At 53.8% G+C, this 20,996-nt stretch carries 25 protein-coding genes; 18 read left to right on the top strand and 7 right to left on the bottom strand.

The window, feature by feature from the left end; genetic code table 11:
• Positions 1-50: 50 nt before the first annotated feature.
• Positions 51-683 carry a cAMP-activated global transcriptional regulator CRP gene (gene crp, locus RAC90_RS15460; RefSeq protein WP_000242758.1) on the bottom strand — a complete coding sequence of 211 codons (633 nt, stop codon included), beginning with the start codon at positions 681-683 and terminating at the stop codon, positions 51-53.
• Between the two features lie 302 nt (positions 684-985).
• On the opposite strand from crp, the gene RAC90_RS15455 reads away from it, so the two are divergent.
• Entirely contained in the window at positions 986-1,390 is a 405-nt protein-coding gene (locus RAC90_RS15455; protein ID WP_033741554.1) for an OsmC family protein, read from the top strand.
• A 29-nt stretch (positions 1,391-1,419) separates the two neighbouring features.
• On the opposite strand, the gene RAC90_RS15450 is transcribed toward RAC90_RS15455, so the two are convergent.
• The 3 genes from RAC90_RS15450 to RAC90_RS15440 all read right to left on the bottom strand — a co-directional run bounded on the left by RAC90_RS15450 (position 1,420) and on the right by RAC90_RS15440 (position 3,590).
• Positions 1,420-2,289, bottom strand: coding sequence for a phosphoribulokinase (locus tag RAC90_RS15450; protein ID WP_033741552.1), 870 nt, complete (start codon positions 2,287-2,289; stop codon positions 1,420-1,422).
• Positions 2,290-2,350: 61 nt separating this feature from the next.
• Positions 2,351-2,569, bottom strand: a complete 219-nt coding sequence (locus RAC90_RS15445) for a YheU family protein (protein ID WP_006120556.1) — start codon at positions 2,567-2,569, stop codon at positions 2,351-2,353.
• 4 nt (positions 2,570-2,573) lie between these two features.
• Positions 2,574-3,590 carry a hydrolase gene (locus RAC90_RS15440; protein ID WP_006120557.1) on the bottom strand — a complete coding sequence of 339 codons (1,017 nt, stop codon included), beginning with the start codon at positions 3,588-3,590 and terminating at the stop codon, positions 2,574-2,576.
• Between the two features lie 52 nt (positions 3,591-3,642).
• Here RAC90_RS15440 and RAC90_RS15435 point away from each other — a divergent pair, with 52 nt between their 5' ends.
• Positions 3,643-4,245, top strand: coding sequence for a LysE family translocator (locus RAC90_RS15435; protein WP_033741549.1), 603 nt, complete (start codon positions 3,643-3,645; stop codon positions 4,243-4,245).
• A gap of 2 nt (positions 4,246-4,247) precedes the next feature.
• On the opposite strand, the gene RAC90_RS15430 is transcribed toward RAC90_RS15435, so the two are convergent.
• A complete protein-coding gene (locus tag RAC90_RS15430) occupies positions 4,248-5,228 on the bottom strand; it encodes a LacI family DNA-binding transcriptional regulator (RefSeq protein ID WP_006120559.1) in 981 nt (326 codons plus the stop codon).
• Positions 5,229-5,463: 235 nt separating this feature from the next.
• Between RAC90_RS15430 and tauA the strand changes: the two genes are divergently transcribed.
• The 4 genes from tauA to tauD are packed head-to-tail and all read left to right on the top strand — an operon-like array spanning position 5,464 to position 8,882.
• The gene (gene tauA, locus RAC90_RS15425) at positions 5,464-6,441 is read left to right on the top strand and encodes a taurine ABC transporter substrate-binding protein (RefSeq protein WP_375124521.1); all 978 of its coding nucleotides are present in this window, start codon (positions 5,464-5,466) and stop codon (positions 6,439-6,441) included.
• 10 nt (positions 6,442-6,451) lie between these two features.
• Complete coding sequence (gene tauB / locus RAC90_RS15420) at positions 6,452-7,219, top strand: taurine ABC transporter ATP-binding subunit (RefSeq protein ID WP_033741545.1); 768 nt, start codon at positions 6,452-6,454, stop codon at positions 7,217-7,219.
• Entirely contained in the window at positions 7,216-8,046 is an 831-nt protein-coding gene (gene tauC / locus RAC90_RS15415) for a taurine ABC transporter permease TauC (protein WP_006120562.1), read from the top strand. The genes tauB and tauC overlap by 4 nt, the downstream gene beginning before the upstream one ends.
• On the top strand, positions 8,043-8,882 hold the full coding sequence (gene tauD / locus RAC90_RS15410) for a taurine dioxygenase (RefSeq protein ID WP_375124520.1): 840 nt from the start codon (positions 8,043-8,045) through the stop codon (positions 8,880-8,882). The genes tauC and tauD overlap by 4 nt, the downstream gene beginning before the upstream one ends.
• A 53-nt stretch (positions 8,883-8,935) precedes the next feature.
• Here tauD and RAC90_RS15405 read toward each other — a convergent pair whose 3' ends face one another.
• Positions 8,936-10,840, bottom strand: a complete 1,905-nt coding sequence (locus RAC90_RS15405; protein ID WP_039342646.1) for an ABC transporter ATP-binding protein — start codon at positions 10,838-10,840, stop codon at positions 8,936-8,938.
• A gap of 111 nt (positions 10,841-10,951) precedes the next feature.
• Here RAC90_RS15405 and kefG point away from each other — a divergent pair, with 111 nt between their 5' ends.
• The 4 genes from kefG (at position 10,952) to slyD (ending at position 14,278) form a co-directional block, all read left to right on the top strand.
• The gene (kefG, locus tag RAC90_RS15400) at positions 10,952-11,503 is read left to right on the top strand and encodes a glutathione-regulated potassium-efflux system ancillary protein KefG (protein WP_006120565.1); all 552 of its coding nucleotides are present in this window, start codon (positions 10,952-10,954) and stop codon (positions 11,501-11,503) included.
• Positions 11,504-13,309 carry a glutathione-regulated potassium-efflux system protein KefB gene (gene kefB, locus RAC90_RS15395; RefSeq protein WP_375124519.1) on the top strand — a complete coding sequence of 602 codons (1,806 nt, stop codon included), beginning with the start codon at positions 11,504-11,506 and terminating at the stop codon, positions 13,307-13,309.
• A 23-nt stretch (positions 13,310-13,332) separates the two neighbouring features.
• Positions 13,333-13,527 carry a YheV family putative zinc ribbon protein gene (locus RAC90_RS15390; RefSeq protein ID WP_006120567.1) on the top strand — a complete coding sequence of 65 codons (195 nt, stop codon included), beginning with the start codon at positions 13,333-13,335 and terminating at the stop codon, positions 13,525-13,527.
• Between the two features lie 196 nt (positions 13,528-13,723).
• Positions 13,724-14,278 carry a peptidylprolyl isomerase gene (gene slyD / locus RAC90_RS15385; RefSeq protein ID WP_054632984.1) on the top strand — a complete coding sequence of 185 codons (555 nt, stop codon included), beginning with the start codon at positions 13,724-13,726 and terminating at the stop codon, positions 14,276-14,278.
• 118 nt (positions 14,279-14,396) lie between these two features.
• Here slyD and RAC90_RS15380 read toward each other — a convergent pair whose 3' ends face one another.
• A complete protein-coding gene (locus RAC90_RS15380) occupies positions 14,397-14,615 on the bottom strand; it encodes a protein SlyX (protein WP_006120569.1) in 219 nt (72 codons plus the stop codon).
• A gap of 269 nt (positions 14,616-14,884) precedes the next feature.
• Here RAC90_RS15380 and fkpA point away from each other — a divergent pair, with 269 nt between their 5' ends.
• The 8 genes from fkpA to fusA all read left to right on the top strand — a co-directional run bounded on the left by fkpA (position 14,885) and on the right by fusA (position 20,922).
• Positions 14,885-15,721: an FKBP-type peptidyl-prolyl cis-trans isomerase gene (gene fkpA / locus RAC90_RS15375; protein WP_006120570.1), complete on the top strand. Its 837-nt coding sequence runs from the start codon at positions 14,885-14,887 to the stop codon at positions 15,719-15,721.
• 158 nt (positions 15,722-15,879) lie between these two features.
• Positions 15,880-16,602, top strand: a complete 723-nt coding sequence (locus RAC90_RS15370) for a transcriptional regulator (RefSeq protein ID WP_054632986.1) — start codon at positions 15,880-15,882, stop codon at positions 16,600-16,602.
• A complete protein-coding gene (tusD, locus tag RAC90_RS15365; RefSeq protein ID WP_006120572.1) occupies positions 16,602-16,988 on the top strand; it encodes a sulfurtransferase complex subunit TusD in 387 nt (128 codons plus the stop codon). The genes RAC90_RS15370 and tusD overlap by 1 nt, the downstream gene beginning before the upstream one ends.
• Positions 16,988-17,347: a sulfurtransferase complex subunit TusC gene (gene tusC / locus RAC90_RS15360; protein WP_033741534.1), complete on the top strand. Its 360-nt coding sequence runs from the start codon at positions 16,988-16,990 to the stop codon at positions 17,345-17,347. Before tusD ends, tusC begins: the two co-directional genes overlap by 1 nt.
• A 9-nt stretch (positions 17,348-17,356) precedes the next feature.
• The gene (tusB, locus tag RAC90_RS15355; protein ID WP_033741532.1) at positions 17,357-17,644 is read left to right on the top strand and encodes a sulfurtransferase complex subunit TusB; all 288 of its coding nucleotides are present in this window, start codon (positions 17,357-17,359) and stop codon (positions 17,642-17,644) included.
• Between the two features lie 128 nt (positions 17,645-17,772).
• Positions 17,773-18,147, top strand: coding sequence for a 30S ribosomal protein S12 (gene rpsL, locus RAC90_RS15350; protein ID WP_006120575.1), 375 nt, complete (start codon positions 17,773-17,775; stop codon positions 18,145-18,147).
• A 96-nt stretch (positions 18,148-18,243) separates the two neighbouring features.
• Positions 18,244-18,714, top strand: coding sequence for a 30S ribosomal protein S7 (gene rpsG, locus RAC90_RS15345; protein ID WP_006120576.1), 471 nt, complete (start codon positions 18,244-18,246; stop codon positions 18,712-18,714).
• 93 nt (positions 18,715-18,807) lie between these two features.
• Positions 18,808-20,922, top strand: coding sequence for an elongation factor G (fusA, locus tag RAC90_RS15340; protein WP_006120577.1), 2,115 nt, complete (start codon positions 18,808-18,810; stop codon positions 20,920-20,922).
• The last annotated feature ends 74 nt before the right edge of the window (positions 20,923-20,996 follow it).

Here is a 20,996-nt window from a genome sequence, read left to right as displayed (position 1 = left end):
CGCAAATAATTCACGGCATAACGTTGCCATTATGCCGTGAAGAATAAAGCTTAGCGCGTGCCGTAAACAACAATTGTTTTGCCGTGTGCGGAGATCAGATTCTGGTCTTCCAGCATCTTCAAAATACGTCCCACGGTTTCACGTGAACATCCCACGATTTGGCCAATTTCCTGACGCGTAATTTTAATTTGCATGCCGTCAGGATGCGTCATGGCGTCCGGCTGTTTCGCCAGGTTGAGCAACGTCTGCGCAATGCGACCGGTGACATCAAGGAACGCGAGGTTGCCCACTTTTTCCGATGTGACCTGCAGACGGCGCGCCATTTGCGAGGAGAGGCGCATGAGGATGTCCGGATTCACCTGAATCAGCTGACGGAATTTTTTGTAGGAAATCTCTGCCACTTCGCACGCGGTTTTCGCACGTACCCAGGCGCTGCGCTCCTGACCTTCTTCGAACAGGCCAAGCTCACCAATAAAGTCGCCCTGATTCAGATAGGACAGAATCATCTCCTTGCCTTCTTCATCCTTAATCAGTACCGCAACGGAACCTTTAACGATGTAGTAAAGCGTTTCCGCCTTTTCACCTTGATGAATGAGCGTACTTTTGGATGGATACTTGTGAATATGGCAATGGGACAGGAACCATTCAAGTGTAGGGTCTGTTTGCGGTTTGCCGAGAACCATTCGCTATTATCCTCTGTTGTAATCGTGCCCAAAATACAGGGCTCTGTTTCCCTGCCAGGCGATGTAAGCGTTAAGCGTCTTTCCATTCAGGAAATTATTCGGGCTGCATTCGGCGCAGTGCGCATCATTCTTCCCGGCTTCGTCTTCGGATGACGAAAAATATTTTCAGCTCTGTTTGTAGCACAGCTTACGTCGACTGTCTTGTGTTGTCTCGCTTCAGCAAGATGGCGTTTTCTCTGGATTGCTGTTTCCCAGGCAAAAGCGTACGCTGAGCCAAAACAGGGTATTCTGAGGTCAAAATTATGCAGGCACGCGTCAAATGGGTTGAAGGGTTAACATTCCTGGGGGAATCATCGTCCGGCCATCAGGTACTGATGGATGGCAATTCTGGCGACAAAGCGCCGAGCCCCATGGAGATGGTGCTGATGGCGGCAGGGGGATGCAGCGCCATTGACGTTGTGTCAATTTTGCAAAAAGGCCGCAACGATGTGGTTGATTGCGAAGTGAAACTATCGTCTGAACGTCGGGAAGAAGCCCCCCGCATCTTTACCCATATCAATCTGCATTTTATCGTCAGCGGCAACGCACTTTCGGATAAAGCCGTGGCACGCGCTGTCGATCTGTCAGCGGAAAAATATTGCTCTGTCGCCATCATGTTAGGCAAAGGCGTCAACATTACCCACAGCTACGAAGTGATCGCGCTGTAATCTCACAGAGGCCAGGCTGGCCTCTGTGGTTATTCAATCCGTTTCCCTTCCATGAGCCGTTTTACTAACGGCGCCATAATTAACTCCATCGCCAGTCCCATTTTGCCGCCGGGTACCACCAACGTGTTGATATTGGAAATAAACGATCCCTGCAGCATGGCCAGCAGATAGGGAAAATCAATGTCTTCCAGCCCCTGAAAGTGGATAACCACAAAGCTTTCATCCAGCGAAGGGATGGTGCGCGCGGCAAAGGGATTAGAGGTATCCACCGTGGGGACGCGCTGAAAGTTAATATGGGTTCGTGAAAACTGCGGCGTAATGAAATTGATGTAATCTTCCATGGAACGCACTACCGAATCCATCACCGCTTCGCGTGAATGGCCACGCTCGCTGGTATCGCGCACCAGTTTCTGAATCCACTCCAGGTTGACGATGGGCACGACGCCGACCAGCAAATCGACTTTTTCCGCCACATTGTGTTGTGCAGTCACCACGCCGCCGTGCAAGCCTTCATAAAACAGCACATCCGTATCCGGTGGTAACGGTTGCCAGGGCGTGAAGGTGCCGGGAACCTGATTCCAGGGAACGGCTTCATCATAGGTGTGCAGATACTTACGCGACTGGCCCTTACCGTGTTCGCCGTATTCGATGAACGTTTGCTCCAGCAGGCCAAAATCATTCGCCTCCGGGCCAAAGTAGCTGATATGTCGCCCCAGATCGCGCGCTTTTCGGATAGCCATGTCCATTTCGGGTCGGGTAAAGCGGTGAAAACTGTCCCCTTCCAGTTCGGCAGCGTGCAAACCGAGTTGCTGAAAAATTTTACGGAACGCCAGGCTGGTGGTGGTGGTTCCCGCACCGCTGGAGCCCGTTACCGCGATAATCGGATGGCGTGCAGACATAGTTGAAGTCTCTGTGACGTCGGGCGATGAGCATTGTTAGCACGATTTTCCGTTCGTTGCATCAGCCACGAAACTCGCTTTTGCGCATGATGTTGACCGACTCGTGCAGTTCCGACCATACCAGAACGACCTCGCCGTGCTCCAGCTGACGACGCACATCGGCGACTTTTTCCGTCAGGCTGAGCTCCTGCTCGCCGTAATCCGTGCCTTCACGCAAAACAAACGCTTCGATAAGATTTTCAAGGGTTTCGGGGGAAACCTGTTCCCAGGGAATAATCACAGAATCAGTTATCCAGATAAGAGGAAATCCACTGTGGCACGCGCTGCTCCAGCCACAACCGAGGCTGACGCAGGGTGCCACTGACGAAACCAACATGCCCACCCTGCTGTGTCAGCTGATAGGTAATAGTGGCAGATAATTGCGCAGGCTGCGGGATCACCTCATCGCTCATGAAAGGGTCATCTTTTGCATGGATGATGAGCAGCGGTTTTGTCACGAACTTAAGTCGCGGCATAGCGCTGGCGCGACGGTAATAATCCGTGGCGTCGGCAAAACCATGCGCCCGGGCCGTGATCGCGTCGTCAAAGTCCCGCAGACGGCGCAGGGCGTTAAGCTGAATGAGGTTCACCGGCAACGTGTCGGGCCAGGCCCGCAGTTTACGCTGGGCATTCTTTTTTAACTGGCTTAACAGGTAACGCTGATAAACCTGTGAAAAGCCGCGCTCAAGTCGGGCGCTGCAGGGTTCCAGCATCAGGGGCGCAGACACAATCACGCCCGCGTCAATCAGGGCTTCATCACCTTGCTGGCCTAACAGGCAACCGAGCATATTCCCGCCCAGCGAGAAGCCGACAGCAGTTGTGGGCACCCGGCCCCAGCGCGTCGTCAGCCAGTGCAGGAAAAAACGCGCATCCTCGGTTTCACCGGAGTGGTATATCCGGTTCAGACGGTTCGGCTCACCGCTGCAGCCGCGAAAATGCATTACTACCGCCAGCCAGCCACGCTGTTTGCACTGCAGCATCAGGCCATGAATATAGGGACTGTGGAAACTTCCCTCCAGGCCATGAAACAGCACCACGCGCGGTTTATGCCGGGCAAACTGAGGATCTTCACTCCAGGCCAAATCAACAAAGTCACCGTCAGGTAAATCCAGCCGCTGCCAGTGTGGCGTTAACCTTTTCGTCCGCCGTATCAACCGCGGCAGAATGGTTTGCAGGTGCGGGTTGCCCAGACCGGGCAGGGGAATGAACGCCGCGTCGTCAGGGCCCGAAAATTTCATGTTGTAAAGGCTTGTCTGTTCCATATCACACTGTTAGCTTCGATAAGTTTTCACTAAGGGAGGAGAACCCGGGTTAATGGAACTCAGTCTGTTTTTATCATTATTAGGCTTTCTTTGGGTCGCGGCGATTACACCCGGACCTAATAATATGTTACTCACCGCCTCGGGGGCCAATTTTGGTTTTTTGCGCACCCTCCCGTTGATGATCGGCATTATGATCGGCATGCAGCTAATGCTGCTGCTGGTAGCGTTTGGCGTGGGTGGATTGATACTGCTTTATCCCTCCCTGCATCTCATCCTGAAAATTGCCGGTAGCCTTTACCTGCTGTGGCTGGCCTGGAAGATTGCCACCGCAGCCTATGAGAAGCTGGAAACCGATGCGGCGCCTGTCGCACCTATGCCGTTCTGGCAGGGAGGCTTATTACAACTGATTAACCCCAAAGCCTGGCTCATGGCGCTGGGTGCCGTCGCCAGTTTTAGTCTGGCCGGTGCGGGCTATCGCCATTCTGTCCTGTTAATCAGTCTTGGCATGGTTATGGTCAATCTGGTTGCAGGCGTTATCTGGATGGGCTTTGGTGCGATGATCGGCCGTATTTTACGTAGTCCCCGCGCCTGGAAACGCTTTAACCTGAGCATGGGGCTGTTAACGGCGGCCTGCGTATTGCTGATCTGGCACTGAGCTTAGCTGGATGCGCGCTCCAGGCGCGTCCAGGGCAACACTTCGCGAACAACCGGCGCGTGCGGCTGGCGAATTTTTTTCAGCAACAGCTGCACGCTGCGCGCGCCCAGTTGATACATGGGCTGTTCGATGGTGGTTAACGGTGGATTCAGGCTGCTGGTAAAGGGAATGCCGTCAAACCCCACGACGGCAAGGTCTTCCGGGACACGCAGGCCCGCCTCCAGCGCTGCATGCACCACGCCAACCGCCAGCACATCAGACACGGCAAATACCGCATCCGGCGGCTCCGCTAAACGCAACAATTCCTGCAATGCCCGACTGCCTTCTTCGCAGGTAATGCCTTCGGTATAGACGACATTCGTCCAGTCTGACCCCGATTGCGCAACGCCCTCTCGATAGCCTTGTTCGCGATATTGAGAATAGAGATAACGCATATCGCCATTCACCAGTGCAATGCGCTTACGGCCCCGGCCGGCCAGATAATGAACGGTATCACGTGCGGCGTCCAGATGATCGATAGAGACGGACGAGGCCGCAATCTCGGGATCAAACTCACAACACTGAATCCAGGGCGCATCACCGATAATATCGATCAGGCTTTGCAGCCCGGCGGCGGCATCCATCGTAATCACGCCGTCCACCACCTTGCCGGTCAGTAAGGTCAGGTAGGCCGACTCACGTTTAAACTGTGAGGCCGAATTGCACAGCAGAATATGGTAGCCGTGCATTTCTGCTTCAGCTTCGATGCCCTGAACAACTCGGGAGCAAAAAGGGTTCGTGATATCGGAGATCAGGACCAGCAGCATATGACTCTGCGAGGTTCGCAACTGACGCGCCAGCAGGTTTGGCTGATAGCCGCTTGTGGCAATGGCATCCAGCACTTTCTGTCGCGTATCTGCTTTTACCCCAGGATGCGCGTTAAGCACGCGGGATACCGTGGCTTTAGACACGCCAGCTAACAGGGCAACTTTGTCGATCGACATCGAACTCGCAAGCCTCACCGGGGAGCAAATAATAGCGCATATCAATAGCACAACCAGGATGTGAGCGCCTGACAAATTTATGGCTTTTTGTCTGAAATTTAATTTGCGTATAACGGCAATCTATTGCAGATGATGATCTAAGAATTTCTTTCTATTAGGGATAACTTTTAATTCCTTTATGAAATTACTTCTGCCAGCAACACTGCCCACATCATAAAAATGATGGGGAAAAATCATGCCAAAAGGGCGACTCACGATTCTGGCGGCGGTCCTGTCAGTGCTGGCGTTTCAGGCCAACGCGGTCAACGTAACGGTGGCTTATCAGACCTCCGCTGAACCCGCTAAGGTGGCGCAGGCGGATAATACGTTTGCCAAAGAGAGCGGTGCGACGGTCGAATGGCGCAAATTCGATAGCGGGTCAGGCGTGCTTCGTGCGCTGGCATCAGGCGATGTCCAGATTGGCAATATTGGTTCCAGCCCACTGGCCGTTGCGGCAACGCAGCAGCTTCCCATCGAAGCCTTTTTACTGGCTTCTCAGTTAGGCAATTCTGAAGCGCTGGTCGTGAAGAAAACAATCACCCGTCCCCAGGACCTGATCGGCAAGCGGATCGCCGTGCCCTTTATTTCGACCACCCATTACAGCTTGTTAGCGGCATTAAAACACTGGGGGATTAAGCCGTCTCAGGTTCAACTGGTCAATCTGCAACCGCCTGCGATTGTGGCGGCCTGGCAACGCGGGGACATTGACGGTGCTTACGTTTGGGCACCTGCGGTGAATGAACTGGAGAAAGATGGCACCGTTTTAACGGATTCGTCGCAGGTCGGGCGCTGGGGCGCACCGACACTTGATGTCTGGGTGGTACGCAAAGACTTCGCGCAGCAGCATCCGGATATCGTGACCGCCTTTGCCCGTAGCGCTATTGAGGCGCAGAAAGCCTACCTAAACCATCCCGAACAGTGGCTTAAACAGCCTGATAACCTCAGTAAACTTTCGCGCTTAAGCGGCGTGCCCGAGCAACAAATTCCTGGACTGGTTAAGGGCAACACCTATCTGACCGCCGCCCAGCAGGTGGCGCAACTGCAGCAGCCGGTGAACAAAGCCATCGTGGACACGGCGCAATTCCTGAAAGAACAGGGCAAGGTGCCGCAGGCCGGTAATGATTACAGCGCCTTTGTCACGAGTCGTTTTGTTGCGCCCCTGGTCAAGCCCTGAGGACATCGTCATGTTGCGAATAGCCCATCTGAACGCGAGCTATGGCGGACAGCCGGTATTACAGGACATCTCACTGCGCGTGGAGGATAACGCGCTGGTCGTTGTGCTGGGACCGTCAGGCTGTGGCAAAACCACGTTGCTGAATCTGATCGCCGGGTTTTTACCGGTCGAGTCCGGCAGTATTTCTCTGGACGGCAAGGCAATTCAGGGGCCAGGCGCCGATCGCGGCGTGGTGTTTCAGCATGAAGGCCTGCTGCCCTGGCGGAATGTGCTGGATAACGTCGCTTTCGGATTACAGATTGCCGGTATGGCGCGCCAGCCGCGTGAAGCCCTTGCACGGCAGATGATAAAAAATGTCGGGCTGGAAGGCGCTGAAAAGCGGCATATCTGGCAGTTATCTGGCGGACAGCGTCAACGCGTTGGCATCGCCCGCGCGCTGGCTGCCGATCCCCGCCTGTTACTGCTCGATGAACCGTTTGGCGCACTTGATGCGTTTACCCGTGAACAAATGCAGACCTTGCTGTTAAGGCTGTGGCAGGACAGCGGTAAACAGATCCTGCTGATTACGCACGACATTGAAGAAGCCATTTTTCTGGCGAGCGAGCTGGTGCTGCTCTCTCCGGGGCCCGGTCGGGTACAGGAAACGCTGACGCTGAATTTTGGCCAGCGTTTCGTGGACGGCGAACCCTGCCGCAGCATCAAGTCTGATCCCGATTTCATCGCCCAACGGGAATATGTGCTGAACCGGGTATTTGCACAACGGGAGGCATTTGCATGAGTGCGATCATTAACGATGTGCCGACCCGCGCCCGGCGTCGTCGCCTGCGCTGGCCTTTCTCCCTGACGGCCACGCTGAGCACAGTGAGCCTGCTTGTGCTGTTGTTCATCTGGTGGAGCGTGACCACACTGGGGCTCATTGCGCCGCTGTTTCTGCCGTCGCCGCAGCAGGTGCTGAGTAAGTTACTGAGCGTTGCCGGTCCGCAGGGGTTTATGGACGCGACGTTGTGGCAGCACCTGTCAGCCAGCCTGACGCGCATGCTGATTGCGCTCAGCGCGGCGGCATTAACAGGCATTCCGGTGGGCATTGCGATGGGCGTCAGCCCGGTTTTACGTGCCCTGATCGATCCCCTGATTGAGCTCTATCGGCCCGTGCCACCGCTGGCGTATTTACCGTTGATGGTCATTTGGTTCGGTATTGGTGAAACATCGAAAATACTGCTGATCACGCTGGCGATTTTTGCCCCGATAGTGCTGTCGACTGTGGCCGGTGTTCGCAACGCACAGCAGGTTCGTCTGCGCGCCGCGGCATCGTTGGGGGCGAATCGCTGGCAACGGCTGCGCTGGGTCATCCTGCCGGGTGCCTTGCCAGAGATACTGACCGGCTTACGCATTGGATTAGGTGTGGGCTGGTCAACGCTGGTGGCCGCCGAGCTCATTGCTGCCACGCGTGGGCTGGGCTTTATGGTGCAGTCGGCAGGGGAATTTCTGGCAACGGATGTGGTGCTGGCAGGGATCGCGGTGATTGCCATTGTGGCATGTAGTTTAGAACTGGGTCTGCGTGCGCTACAGCGCCGTCTGACGCCCTGGAACGGAGAGCAAAAATGAACGAAAAGTTAGCGATTACGCCTCTGGGCCCCTTTATCGGCGCGCAGGTCGGCAACCTTGATGTCTCGCGTCCACTCAGTGACGCGCAGTTTGAGCAGCTCTATCACGCCTTGCTGCGTCATCAGGTACTGTTTTTACGTGATCAGGTGATCACGCCCGAGCAGCATCGTGCGCTGGCCATTCGCTTCGGCGATCTTCATATCCATCCGGTTTATCCGCATGCGCCGGGCGTGGAAGAGATCATTGTCCTGGATACGCATCAGGATAATCCTCCGGATAATGATAACTGGCACACCGATGTGACGTTCATTCAGACGCCTCCGGCTGTGGCGCTGCTGGCGTCCAAAGTCTTGCCGGAGGCGGGTGGGGATACGTTATGGTCCAGCGGTATTGCGGCGTATGAGGCGCTGTCTGCTCCCTTCAAAACCTTGCTGTCTGAACTCTATGCGGAGCACGATTTTACAAAGTCGTTTCCGGAATATAAACACCGTAAGACAGAAGAGGAACACCAGCGCTGGCGGCAGGCTGCGGCGAAAAACCCACCTGTGCAGCATCCTGTTATCCGGACGCATCCGGTTAGTGGGAAAAAAGCGCTGTTCGTCAATGAGGGTTTTACAACCCGAATTCTGACGCTGAGTCAGAAAGAGAGCGATGCATTACTGGGCTTTTTGTTTGCGCATAGCACGAAACCGGAGTTTCAGGTGCGCTGGCGCTGGCAGCCTAATGACCTGGCGATTTGGGACAATCGCGTCACTCAGCACTACGCCAATGCCGATTACTATCCGGCCCGAAGAGTGATGCAGCGCGCCACGGTATTAGGCGATAAGCCTTACTGAACCGTACCGCGAGTACACCGGTACGGTTGTGACGAAAGGTGATGCCGCCTCTGTCAGGAGGCGAGCATCGCTTCCAGTTTTTCCTGCGCGTCCAGCCAGGCCATTTCCACCTCTTCCAGCGACGATTTACTCTCAGCCTGTTTTTGCAGGGCAGCCGTTAAATCAGCCTTGCGGCTGTGTTCGTACAGCGCGCTGTCTGCCAGCAGGTGTTCGGCGTCGGCCAGTTGGGCTTGCCACTTCGCCATCTGTTTTTCTAACTTCTCGATTTCTTTGCGCAAGGGCTGGGTCTGCGTTCGCAGCTCGGCTTCACGACGCTTTTGATCCTTGCGGGCCTGAGCACTGTTACCATTGTCCTGTTTAGGCGCGGCCTCATTTTGCGTTTGCTGTTTTTGCAGGTCGCTCAGCCACTGCTGATAATCTTCCAGATCGCCCGGGAACACATCAACGCTGCCATCATGCACCAGATAGAGGTCATCGGTGGTGGCACGTAACAGATGGCGATCGTGCGATACGACAACCAGTGCGCCTTCGAAATCAATCAACGCCTCAGTTAATGCCTGACGCATGTCCAAATCGAGGTGGTTGGTGGGTTCGTCCAGTAAAAGCAGGTTGGGGCGCTGCCAGACAATCAGCGCCAGTACCAGCCGCGCTTTTTCGCCGCCTGAGAAGCGTTCGGTTACCTCTGTGACTTTATCGCCCTGGAAGCCAAAGCCGCCCAGATAATCCCGTAACTGCTGCTCGAGCACTTTCGGCGCAAGCCGTGAAAGATGTTGTAAAGGCGACTCATCGGCGCGCAGGTATTCCAGCTGATGCTGAGCGAAGTAACCCAGCTTGATCCCTTTCGCCAAGCCAATTTCGCCCGCTTTGGCGGCGAGTTCGCCCGCCAGCAGCTTAATCAGCGTTGACTTGCCGGCACCGTTGCGACCCAGCAGGCCAATGCGCGATCCCGGCACCAGGTTAAGTTTAATGGCGTTCAGAATAATGCGATCGCCATAGCCCGCGGTGACTTTATCCATTTTCAGCAGCGGATTCGGCAGGCTTTCGGGCGCGCGGAAGCTGAAGCTAAACGGGTTATCCACATGGGCTGGCGCAATCAGCTCCATCCGTTCCAGCATCTTAATACGGCTTTGCGCCTGTTTGGCTTTGGTGGCCTGTGCACGGAAACGATCAATATATTTTTGCAGGTGCGCCACTTTTTCCTGCTGACTCTGGTATAACGCCTGCTGCTGGGCCAGTTTCGCGCCGCGCTGGCGTTCGAAGGAACTGTAGTTGCCGGTATACTCGGTCATCGTCTGCTGTTCGATGTGGATAATTTTGTCCACCACCGGATCGAGAAAATCGCGATCGTGCGAGATCAGAATCAGCGTGCCCTCATAGCTTTTTAGCCAGCGTTCCAGCCAGATCACGGCGTCCAGATCGAGGTGGTTCGTCGGTTCATCGAGTAACAACAGGTCCGATCGACACAGCAGTGCCTGGGCCAGGTTAAGACGCATGCGCCAGCCCCCCGAAAAATCACTGACCGGGCGCTGAAGCTGTTCCTGACTGAATCCGAGCCCGTGCAGCAGGCTTGAGGCGCGCGACTGAATCGTCCAGGCCTGAATGGTATCGAGCTTACCGTGAATGAGGGCGATGGCATTTCCGTCATTTCTGATGTTGGCCTCTGCCAGTTCTGCTTCAAGATGGCGGTATTCACGGTCGCCATCGATGACATAGTCAAGGGCGGCCTGGCTGAGGGCAGGCGTTTCCTGATTCACCCAGGCAAGCGACCAGTTACCGGGAAAGGTAAACGATCCCGCATCGCTGGTGATCTCACCTTTCAGCAACGACAGCAGGGTGGATTTTCCACAGCCGTTTTTACCCACCAGCCCAACTTTTTGGCCGGGATTGATGGTGGCGGTAGCGTTGTCGAGCAGGACGCGAACACCGCGGCGAATTTGTAGGGCAGAAAAGACAATCATAAGCGCCGTATCGTCAGAATATGTTAATTTACGTGCAACATAATTGGGTTTTTGTTGCGTTGTGCATGGTAGCGGAAATCCGCACCAATGACGACGCTTTGGAGGGAAAGGATGTCGCAGCCACCTAAGATTTTGCTGCTTTTTGCTCATCCGGAAGCGCAGGATTCCATCGCAAATCGTATTTTGCTGGACGCGGCCAGGCCCCTTGAGCATGTTACTGTTCATGACCTCTATGCCGCCTATCCGGATTTTTTTATCGATATCCACCATGAGCAACAGCTACTGCGTGAGCATGATGTGATTATTTTTCAACATCCTCTCTATACCTACAGCTGCCCGGCGTTACTTAAAGAGTGGTTAGATCGCGTGTTGTCCCGGGGTTTTGCCAACGGCATAGACGGAAACGCATTAGAAGGAAAGTACTGGCGCAGTATCGTCACAACCGGCGAACCTGAAACGGCCTTTCAGCAGCACGGACTGAACCGCTATTCCATGAATGACATTTTGCGACCTTTTGAGCTGACCGCACAGATGTGCCGTATGCACTGGATGTCGCCGATGATTATTTACTGGGCGCGCCGTCAGCAACCTGATTTACTCAAAAAATATGCCCGTGCCTATAGCGACTGGCTGGCAGCACCGCTGCCGAATGGAGGGTTATAAATGGAAGGACAAACGCTGCTGACCGCAGGAGTCATCTATCTCTTTGCGGCGGTGCTGATTGTACCGGTAGCGGCTCGCCTGGGGATTGGCGCAGTATTGGGGTACTTACTGGCCGGTATTGCCATTGGTCCGTGGGGACTGGGATTTATTAGTGACGTCGACGAGATTCTGCACTTTTCTGAACTGGGCGTTGTCTTTCTGATGTTTATCATCGGGTTGGAACTGAACCCGGCAAAGTTGTGGGCGCTGCGCCGTTCTATCTTTGGTATCGGTGCCGCGCAGGTCATTTTCTCCGCCGCCATTCTTGGCGCATTGCTGTGGCTGGCAAACTTTGACTGGCGCGCGGCGGTAATCGGCGGGATCGGTCTGGCCATGTCATCAACGGCGATGGCCTTGCAGCTGATGCGGGACAAGGGCATGAACCGCAGCGAAGCGGGCCAGCTAGGGTTTTCGGTGCTGCTGTTTCAGGATCTGGCTGTTATTCCGGCGTTGGCACTGATTCCGCTTCTGGCCGGGAATGACAGCGGCAGCGTCGACTGGATGAAAGTGGGCATGAAGGTCCTGGCGTTTGCCGGCATGCTCGTCGGGGGCCGCTATTTACTGCGCCCCATTTTTCGCTACATCGCGGCCTCAGGCGTGCGTGAAGTATTTACCGCCGCCTCGCTGCTGCTGGTATTGGGCTCCGCGTTGTTTATGGATGCGCTGGGGTTATCCATGGCGTTAGGCACCTTTATCGCCGGGATTCTGCTGGCGGAAAGTGAATACCGTCATGAGCTGGAAGTGGCGATCGAGCCGTTCAAAGGCTTACTGCTGGGGCTGTTTTTTATCTCGGTGGGCATGGCGCTGAACCTCGGGGTGCTTTATACCCACATTATCGCCATTTTACTGGGCGTACTGACGCTGGTGTCGGTCAAGTTACTGGTGCTGTATGTGCTGGCTCGAATCTATGGCTTACGCAGCTCTGAACGTCAGCAGTTTGCCGGCGTGTTGAGTCAGGGCGGCGAGTTTGCTTTTGTACTGTTCTCGGCGGCCTCGTCAGCCAGACTGTTCTCGGGCGACCAACTGCCGCTGCTGCTGGTTACCGTGACGCTGTCCATGATGACCACGCCGCTGCTTATGCAGGCAATTGATCGGCTGTTGGCGCGTCGCTTTAATGAAAGCGATGAAGACACTGAAAAACCCTTCGTTGAGGACGATCAGCCGCAGGTCATTGTGGTGGGCTTCGGACGTTTTGGTCAGGTAGTGGGCCGTTTGCTGATGGCAAACAATAAGCGCATCACCGTACTGGAGCGTGATATTAGTGCGGTCAACCTGATGCGCAAGTACGGCTACAAGGTTTACTATGGTGATGCAACGGAGCTGGAACTGCTGCGAGCGGCGGGTGCGGCTGATGCGCAGTCAATCGTCATTACCTGCAGCAATCCGGAAGATGCGATGACGATTGTGCATCTCTGCCAGCAACATTTTCCGCATTTGCAGATTATGGCGCGTGCCCGTGGTCGTGTGGAAGCCCACGAACTGCTGCAGGCGGGCGTGACGCAGTTCTCACGCGAAACTTTTTCCAGTGCGCTGGAACTGGGGCGTAAAACGCTTATGTCGCTGGGAATGCATCCTCATCAGGCTCATCGGGCACAGCAACACTTCCGCCGGCTGGATATGCGCATGTTGCGGGAGCTGATGCCTGTCCACTCTGATATGGCGCAGATTTCCCGTGTCCGCGAGGCGCGACGTGAACTGGAAGACATTTTTCAGCGTGAAATGCAGCATGAACGACGTCAGTTCCATGACTGGGATGACGATCAGTAATCAAAAGACACAGGTAGAACAGCATGCGTAAACGCTTTATTGCTGGTGCGGTATGTCCGCATTGTCAGGAAAAAGACACGCTGGCCATGTGGCGTGAAAACAATGTCGATGTCGTCGAGTGTGTGAAGTGCGGCCATCAAATGCGGGAAGCCGATAAACAGGCACGCGATCAGGTTCGCAGTAACGAGCAAGTGATCGGAATTTTCCATCCCGAGTAGCGAAATGGCCCAGCTTTTTTTAAGCTTAAGCACACAGCGGGATTGAATTCCGTTACAATTGACGCCATTAACGCTGAAGTCGCAAGAGAAAAAGAGTGCCTCTTGTACTCAGCCCCGAACCTTTCTGGTTGGTGTTATTGCACGCAAGAATAGACCAATGAGACGGGATCTTAGTTCTCAACGGTTAGGAGATATCATGAAAGTAGCAAAAGACCTGGTGGTAAGCCTGGCCTATCAGGTACGTACAGAAGACGGTGTGTTGGTTGACGAGTCACCGGTGAGTGCACCGTTAGACTATCTGCACGGTCATGGTTCCCTGATTTCTGGTCTGGAAAATGCGCTGGAAAACCACGTCGCGGGCGATAAGTTTGACGTGCATATCCCGGCAAATGACGCGTACGGTCAGTACGATGACAACCTGGTACAGCGCGTACCAAAAGACGTCTTTATGGGCGTTGACGAATTACAGGTTGGCATGCGTTTCCTGGCGGAAACCGATCAGGGTCCGGTGCCGGTTGAAATCACCGAAGTGGAAGACGACCATGTTGTGGTTGACGGTAACCACATGCTGGCGGGTCAGAACCTGAACTTTAACGTTGAGGTGGTTGCGATTCGTGAAGCCACACCGGAAGAGCTGGCACACGGCCATGTTCACGGTGCAGATGGTCATCACCACGATCACGACCATGACCATGACCATGACCACGGTAAAGGTGGTTGCGGAACGGGCGGTTGTGGCTGCAGCCACTAAGTCCGACGCGGTAGTGCAGGGCCACCTTCGGGTGGCCTTACTTTTTGCGGCATTTTATTGTCAGCAGGCCTCGGCAGAACGGGCCTGCCGACAGTCAGCCTGGCCTGTCACGGATGGATCAGTAATGCGGCGGCGGGGTTTCTTCTGAAGCATCGGCAATCATCGACGGCGCGCTGGCTTTAAACTTCTCAAGTAACAGGCGCATATGTTCGCGCATCTTACTCATTTCAAGTTCATGCTGAACGACGGTATTGTTCAGTTGATCGATAGTGATCTCCTGAAAGGCCAGCTTACTTTCAAGCGCTTCAATACGTTGTTCCCACTCTGACTGTTGCATGATCTTTTCTCCTGTTAAGGGGTTACTCAGCGCATGATTCTAAAGGCTGGCGTTGCAGAATTGCCCTATTTATTCGCTTTTATTTGGTGTTTAGCTTGAAAAAGGGTCAGATGACATCATCTCTGATGAAACTTCCTGATGCAAAAAAGGTCGGAAGTAGACCAGATAATTACGTTGTGGGAGTGTTCGTCATTGCCACGTAAAGTTATAGTGTGGGCCCTCAGTCCGCAATGATTCCCGAGGTGAGAGGCTTCGGTTTTGGAGAAAGGATGAAATCACTGTTTAAAGTCACATTGTTAGCTACCACCATGGCCGTCGCGCTGAATGCTCCGCTGGCAATGGCTGCAGAAACAGCAGCAGCTCCGGCCGCTGCCGATGCTCCACAGTCTGCTCCTCAGGCTCCAAAAAATGCCGCCTTCAAAAATGAAGATCAGCAATCTGCATACGCTTTGGGTGCGTCACTGGGCCGTTATATGGACAACTCCCTGAAAGAACAGGAGAAGTTGGGCATCAAGCTGGACAAGCAGCAACTGATTGCCGGTGTTCAGGACGCGTTTGGCGGCAAGAGCAAGCTGTCTGACGAAGAAATCGAGCAAACCCTGCAGGCGTTCGAAGCCCGCGTGAAAGGCGCGGCGTCAGCCAAGATGGAAAAAGACGCAAAAGAAAATGCCGAGAAGGGTGAAGCTTACAGCGCTAAGTTTGCTAAAGAGAGCGGCGTGAAGAAGACCGAAAGTGGTCTGCTGTATAAGGTTGAGAAAGAAGGGACCGGTGAGGCACCAAAAGACAGCGATACAGTCGTTGTAAACTACAAAGGTACGCTGATCGACGGCACCGAGTTTGATAACTCTTACACGCGCGGTGAGCCCCTGTCTTTCCGTCTTGACGGCGTGATTCCAGGCTGGACTGAAGGCCTGAAGCACGTTAAGAAAGGCGGTAAGATCAAGCTGGTTATCCCACCAAACCTGGCGTACGGTAAAAATGGTGTTCCGGGCATCCCGGCTAACTCCACGCTGGTGTTTGACGTTGAGCTGCTTGATATCAAACCGGCACCAAAAGCGGATGAAAAAACGCAGGCACCTGCTGCTGACGCGAAGAAATCCCAGTAATCTGTCTGCCGCCACCTTCGGGTGGCGGTTTCTCTTTATGACAAACCTCTGGCATAACCCCGCGACATTTGCCAGACTATCGCCTGCATAACTATCCCAATATTGAGTCTGCCCGTAGCCGCTGTGACAGGCTCCAGCCATGTAGGGTGATGTCTTCAATGTCTAATCCATTCAATCCCGGTGAACTGAGCGACTTCGATCTTCTGGAGCAGCATCCGTTCGAGCAAACTGATTACGATATTTTAAAATCGTATGAGGCCGTTGTAGATGGTCTTGCCATGTTGATCGGCTCGCATTGTGAAATCGTCCTTCACTCACTGGAAGATTTAAACTGTTCGGCCGTGCGTATTGCTAACGGCGAGCATACAGGGCGTAAAGTGGGCTCGCCCATCACGGATTTAGCCTTGCGCATGCTGCATGATATGCAGGGTGCAGACAGCAACGTCTCCCGCGCTTATTTTACCCGCGCGAAAAGTGGTGTGCTGATGAAGTCCGTCACGATTGCGATTCGTAATCGCCAGCAGCGGGTGATTGGCTTGCTGTGTATCAACATGAACCTCGACGTTCCGTTTTCACAGATCATGTCGACGTTTCTGCCGCCAGAGATGCAGCAGGTCGATTCCAATGTGAACTTTGCCAGTTCGGTCGATGACCTGGTCATGCAGACGCTGGAATTTACGATTGAAGAAGTGAGCGCCGACCGTAACGTCTCGAATAATGCCAAGAACCGTCAGATCGTATTGAATCTGTATGAAAAAGGGATTTTCGATATCAAAGACGCCATCAATCAGGTCGCCGAGCGCTTAAATATTTCCAAACATACCGTGTACCTGTACATCCGCCAGTTTAAAAACGGTGACTTTCAGGGGCAGGATCGTTAATGCGCTATGCGCTTCTTGTCACCGGTCCGGCCTATGGTACGCAGCAGGCGACCAGCGCGCTGCTGTTTGCCAACGCGCTGCTGGCAGCGGGACACCAGCTGGAAAGCGTCTTTTTTTATCGGGAAGGGGTGCTGAACGCCAATCAGCTTAGCGCGCCCGCCAGTGACGAATTCGATCTTGTTCGTGCCTGGCAGTCGCTTCATCAGGCGCATGGGGTGGCGCTGAACATTTGCGTGGCGGCCGCACTCCGGCGCGGCGTAACGGATGCGCAGGAAGCCTCACGGCTTGCGCTGCCGGGCGCGAATCTTCAGCCCGGTTTTACCCTGGCCGGCTTAGGCGCGCTGGCGGAAGCGGCGCTGCGTTGCGAGCGGATGGTGCAGTTCTGATGAAGCGTGTCGCGTTTGTATTCACCCGAGCCCCACATGGCAGCAGTGCGGGACGTGAAGGGTTAGATGCGGTGCTGGCCACCGGCGCGTTGAGTGACGATATCGGCCTGTTTTTTATTGGAGATGGCGTTCTGCAGCTTAACAGTGAGCAACAGCCGGAAAATATTCACAGCCGGCATTATGCCGCTACCTTCGGCGTGCTGGCGCTGTATGATATCGACCAGTGTTATCTGTGCAGGGCGTCGCTGCAGTCGCGCGGTTTAGCGGAAAATGCGCCACGCATTCTGGATGCCGAAATTTTAGATGCGTCGGCCCTGCGGCAAAAACTCGCAGGCTATGACCGTATTTTGACTTTTTAAGAGCACCTAATGCTGCATACGTTATTTCACTCACCGACTTACAGCGACATCGAAAGCCTGACCCGACTGCTTATGCCGGAGGATGACCTGCTCTTGCTGCAGGATGGCGTACTGGCGGCGATTGAGGGCAGCAGGGCGCTGGAACAGCTTCGCGCCTCAGGGGCGAAGCTCTGGGCACTGGAAGATGACCTGAATGCCCGGGGGCTGAGCACGCAAATTTCCCCTGTTGTGCAGTCTGTGGACTATACTTTTTTCGTTGCGCTAACGGTAAAACATCAACAACAAATGGCCTGGTAATGCGTTGGCCCCCTGGTTATTTCTTGACACCTTTTTGACACAGCCCTAAAATTCTGCCTCCTCGTAATTCTACGAGGTGATTTATTACGTGTTTACGAAGCAAAAAGCTAAATCCCAGGAGCTATTTAATGGCAACAGTTAACCAGCTGGTTCGCAAACCACGCGTCCGCAAAGTTGCAAAGAGCAACGTGCCGGCGCTGGAAGCTTGCCCGCAGAAACGTGGCGTTTGTACCCGTGTGTACACCACCACTCCTAAAAAACCAAACTCAGCACTGCGTAAAGTTTGCCGTGTGCGTTTGACTAACGGTTTTGAAGTCACCTCCTACATCGGTGGTGAAGGTCACAACCTGCAGGAACACTCCGTGATCCTGATCCGTGGCGGTCGTGTTAAAGACCTGCCAGGTGTGCGTTACCACACCGTTCGTGGCGCGCTGGACTGCTCAGGTGTTAAAGACCGTAAGCAGTCACGCTCCAAGTACGGCGTGAAGAAGCCAAAGGCTTAATGGTTCTCCGTTAAGTAAGGCCAAACGTTTTAACTTAAATGTCAAACTAAACTCGTAGAGTTTTGGACAATCCTGAATTAACAACGGAGTATTTCCATGCCACGTCGTCGCGTCATTGGTCAGCGTAAAATTCTGCCGGATCCTAAGTTCGGATCAGAGCTGCTGGCTAAATTTGTAAATATCCTGATGGTAGATGGTAAAAAATCTACTGCTGAATCTATCGTCTATACCGCACTTGAGACCCTGGCTCAACGTGCTGGTAAAGATGGCCTGGAAGCTTTTGAGGTTGCTCTCGAAAACGTGCGTCCGACTGTCGAAGTTAAGTCACGTCGCGTTGGTGGTTCAACCTATCAGGTTCCAGTTGAAGTCCGTCCGGTTCGTCGTAATGCCCTGGCAATGCGTTGGATCGTAGAAGCTGCTCGTAAACGCGGTGATAAATCTATGGCTTTACGCCTGGCGAACGAACTTTCTGACGCTGCAGAAAACAAAGGTACTGCAGTTAAGAAACGTGAAGACGTTCACCGTATGGCTGAAGCCAACAAGGCGTTCGCTCACTACCGCTGGTAACAGCTGCGTAGTTGTTGTTAAACCAGCGGGCGCTCAAACAGCCAACCCGCTGGGGTCGACTAACTTTGAACGTCCTAAAAACCGAGGAATAAAATGGCTCGTACAACACCCATTGCGCGCTACCGTAATATCGGTATCAGCGCACACATCGACGCCGGTAAAACCACTACTACCGAGCGTATCCTGTTCTACACCGGTGTTAACCACAAAATCGGTGAAGTGCATGATGGCGCAGCGACCATGGACTGGATGGCACAGGAGCAGGAACGTGGTATTACCATCACGTCTGCTGCAACGACCGCGTTCTGGTCAGGTATGGCTAAGCAGTTTGAGCCACACCGCATCAACATCATCGACACCCCGGGACACGTTGACTTCACCATCGAAGTAGAACGTTCCATGCGTGTGCTCGATGGCGCAGTAATGGTTTACTGTGCTGTAGGTGGTGTTCAGCCACAGTCTGAGACCGTATGGCGTCAGGCTAACAAATATAAAGTTCCACGCATTGCGTTCGTTAACAAAATGGACCGCATGGGTGCAAACTTTCTGAAAGTAGTTGGTCAGATCGAATCTCGTCTGGGCGCGACTCCGGTTCCGCTGCAGATCGCTATCGGCGCTGAAGAAAACTTCACCGGCGTTGTTGATCTGATCAAAATGAAAGCCATCAACTGGAACGACCAGGATGCGGGCGTGACCTTCGATTACGAAGAGATCCCAGCTAACCTGCAAGAACTGGCTGAAGAATGGCGCGGCAAGCTGATCGAAGCTGCAGCAGAAGCCTCTGAAGAGCTGATGGAGAAATTCTTCAGCGGTGAAGAGCTGACTGAAGAAGAGATCAAAAAAGCGCTGCGTCAGCGCGTGCTGAAAAACGAAATCATCCTGGTGACCTGTGGTTCTGCATTTAAGAACAAAGGTGTTCAGGCAATGCTGGATGCGGTTGTTGAGTATCTGCCAGCCCCGACCGACGTACCGGCAATCAACGGTATGCTGGACGATGGTAAAGATACCCCAGCTGAGCGTCACGCAAGTGATGAAGAGCCGTTCTCTGCTCTGGCGTTTAAGATCGCAACTGACCCATTCGTGGGTAACCTGACGTTCTTCCGCGTTTACTCTGGTGTGGTTAACTCAGGCGATACCGTTCTGAACTCCGTGAAATCAGCACGTGAGCGTTTCGGTCGTATCGTTCAGATGCACGCTAACAAACGTGAAGAAATCAGCGAAGTTCGCGCAGGTGACATCGCCGCTGCGATCGGCCTGAAAGACGTTATCACTGGTGATACCCTGTGTGATCCAAACGCGCCAATCATTCTGGAGCGTATGGAATTCCCTGAGCCGGTAATTTCTATCGCCGTTGAGCCGAAAACCAAAGCTGACCAGGAAAAAATGGGTCTGGCTCTGGGTCGTCTGGCGAAAGAAGACCCGTCATTCCGCGTATGGACTGACGAAGAGTCTAACCAGACTATCATCGCTGGTATGGGTGAACTTCACCTCGATATCATCGTTGACCGTATGAAGCGTGAATTCAACGTTGAAGCGAACGTGGGTAAACCACAGGTTGCTTACCGTGAAGCTATCCGCTCTAAAGTTACCGGTATCGAAGGTAAACACGCCAAGCAGTCTGGTGGTCGTGGTCAGTACGGTCATGTTGTTATCGACATGTACCCGCTGGAGCCAGGTTCGAACCCGAAAGGTTACGAATTTGTCAACGATATCAAAGGTGGTGTAATTCCTGGCGAATTCATCCCAGCCGTTGATAAAGGTATCCAGGAGCAGTTGAAATCAGGCCCACTGGCAGGTTATCCGGTTGTGGATCTGGGTGTTCGTCTGCACTTCGGTTCTTACCATGACGTTGACTCCTCTGAACTGGCGTTTAAACTGGCCGCGTCTATTGCCTTTAAAGATGGCTTTAAGAAAGCGCAGCCTGTTCTGCTTGAGCCTATCATGAAGGTTGAAGTTGAAACCCCAGAAGAGAACACCGGTGACGTAATCGGTGACCTTAGCCGTCGTCGTGGTATGCTCAAAGGGCAGGAATCTAACGCTACTGGCGTTCAGATCCACGCTGAAGTTCCACTGTCTGAAATGTTCGGATATGCAACTCAGCTGCGCTCTCTGACCAAAGGTCGTGCTTCGTACTCCATGGAGTTTCTGAAGTATGACGACGCACCGAACAACGTTGCGCAGGCCGTTATTGAAGCTCGTAGCAAATAAGCTACGGTTTAAATTTGAACTGATGCCTTCATCCCGGGTGATGAAGGCATAACGTAAGGAATATCGCCATGGCG

Source organism: Pantoea sp. CS_6 (assembly GCF_041954745.1).
GTDB classification, from domain to species: domain Bacteria; phylum Pseudomonadota; class Gammaproteobacteria; order Enterobacterales; family Enterobacteriaceae; genus Pantoea; species Pantoea stewartii.
This window is presented reverse-complemented; position numbering and strand designations above follow the sequence as displayed.

Excerpts from the sequence above, each read along its gene's own strand:
- kefG (WP_006120565.1), top strand. The coding sequence starts at position 10,952 with ATGTCGCAGCCACCTAAGATTTTGCTGCTTTTTGCTCATCCGGAAGCG.
- rpsG (WP_006120576.1), top strand. The coding sequence starts at position 18,244 with ATGCCACGTCGTCGCGTCATTGGTCAGCGTAAAATTCTGCCGGATCCT.
- fkpA (WP_006120570.1), top strand. The coding sequence starts at position 14,885 with ATGAAATCACTGTTTAAAGTCACATTGTTAGCTACCACCATGGCCGTC.
- RAC90_RS15405 (WP_039342646.1), bottom strand. The coding sequence starts at position 10,840 with ATGATTGTCTTTTCTGCCCTACAAATTCGCCGCGGTGTTCGCGTCCTG.
- slyD (WP_054632984.1), top strand. The coding sequence starts at position 13,724 with ATGAAAGTAGCAAAAGACCTGGTGGTAAGCCTGGCCTATCAGGTACGT.
- RAC90_RS15430 (WP_006120559.1), bottom strand. The coding sequence starts at position 5,228 with ATGTCGATCGACAAAGTTGCCCTGTTAGCTGGCGTGTCTAAAGCCACG.
- RAC90_RS15450 (WP_033741552.1), bottom strand. The coding sequence starts at position 2,289 with ATGTCTGCACGCCATCCGATTATCGCGGTAACGGGCTCCAGCGGTGCG.
- tauC (WP_006120562.1), top strand. The coding sequence starts at position 7,216 with ATGAGTGCGATCATTAACGATGTGCCGACCCGCGCCCGGCGTCGTCGC.
- RAC90_RS15370 (WP_054632986.1), top strand. The coding sequence starts at position 15,880 with ATGTCTAATCCATTCAATCCCGGTGAACTGAGCGACTTCGATCTTCTG.
- tusB (WP_033741532.1), top strand. The coding sequence starts at position 17,357 with ATGCTGCATACGTTATTTCACTCACCGACTTACAGCGACATCGAAAGC.
- RAC90_RS15440 (WP_006120557.1), bottom strand. The coding sequence starts at position 3,590 with ATGGAACAGACAAGCCTTTACAACATGAAATTTTCGGGCCCTGACGAC.
- crp (WP_000242758.1), bottom strand. The coding sequence starts at position 683 with ATGGTTCTCGGCAAACCGCAAACAGACCCTACACTTGAATGGTTCCTG.
- kefB (WP_375124519.1), top strand. The coding sequence starts at position 11,504 with ATGGAAGGACAAACGCTGCTGACCGCAGGAGTCATCTATCTCTTTGCG.
- tauB (WP_033741545.1), top strand. The coding sequence starts at position 6,452 with ATGTTGCGAATAGCCCATCTGAACGCGAGCTATGGCGGACAGCCGGTA.
- RAC90_RS15380 (WP_006120569.1), bottom strand. The coding sequence starts at position 14,615 with ATGCAACAGTCAGAGTGGGAACAACGTATTGAAGCGCTTGAAAGTAAG.
- fusA (WP_006120577.1), top strand. The coding sequence starts at position 18,808 with ATGGCTCGTACAACACCCATTGCGCGCTACCGTAATATCGGTATCAGC.
- rpsL (WP_006120575.1), top strand. The coding sequence starts at position 17,773 with ATGGCAACAGTTAACCAGCTGGTTCGCAAACCACGCGTCCGCAAAGTT.
- tusD (WP_006120572.1), top strand. The coding sequence starts at position 16,602 with ATGCGCTATGCGCTTCTTGTCACCGGTCCGGCCTATGGTACGCAGCAG.
- RAC90_RS15390 (WP_006120567.1), top strand. The coding sequence starts at position 13,333 with ATGCGTAAACGCTTTATTGCTGGTGCGGTATGTCCGCATTGTCAGGAA.
- tauD (WP_375124520.1), top strand. The coding sequence starts at position 8,043 with ATGAACGAAAAGTTAGCGATTACGCCTCTGGGCCCCTTTATCGGCGCG.
- tauA (WP_375124521.1), top strand. The coding sequence starts at position 5,464 with ATGCCAAAAGGGCGACTCACGATTCTGGCGGCGGTCCTGTCAGTGCTG.
- tusC (WP_033741534.1), top strand. The coding sequence starts at position 16,988 with ATGAAGCGTGTCGCGTTTGTATTCACCCGAGCCCCACATGGCAGCAGT.
- RAC90_RS15455 (WP_033741554.1), top strand. The coding sequence starts at position 986 with ATGCAGGCACGCGTCAAATGGGTTGAAGGGTTAACATTCCTGGGGGAA.
- RAC90_RS15435 (WP_033741549.1), top strand. The coding sequence starts at position 3,643 with ATGGAACTCAGTCTGTTTTTATCATTATTAGGCTTTCTTTGGGTCGCG.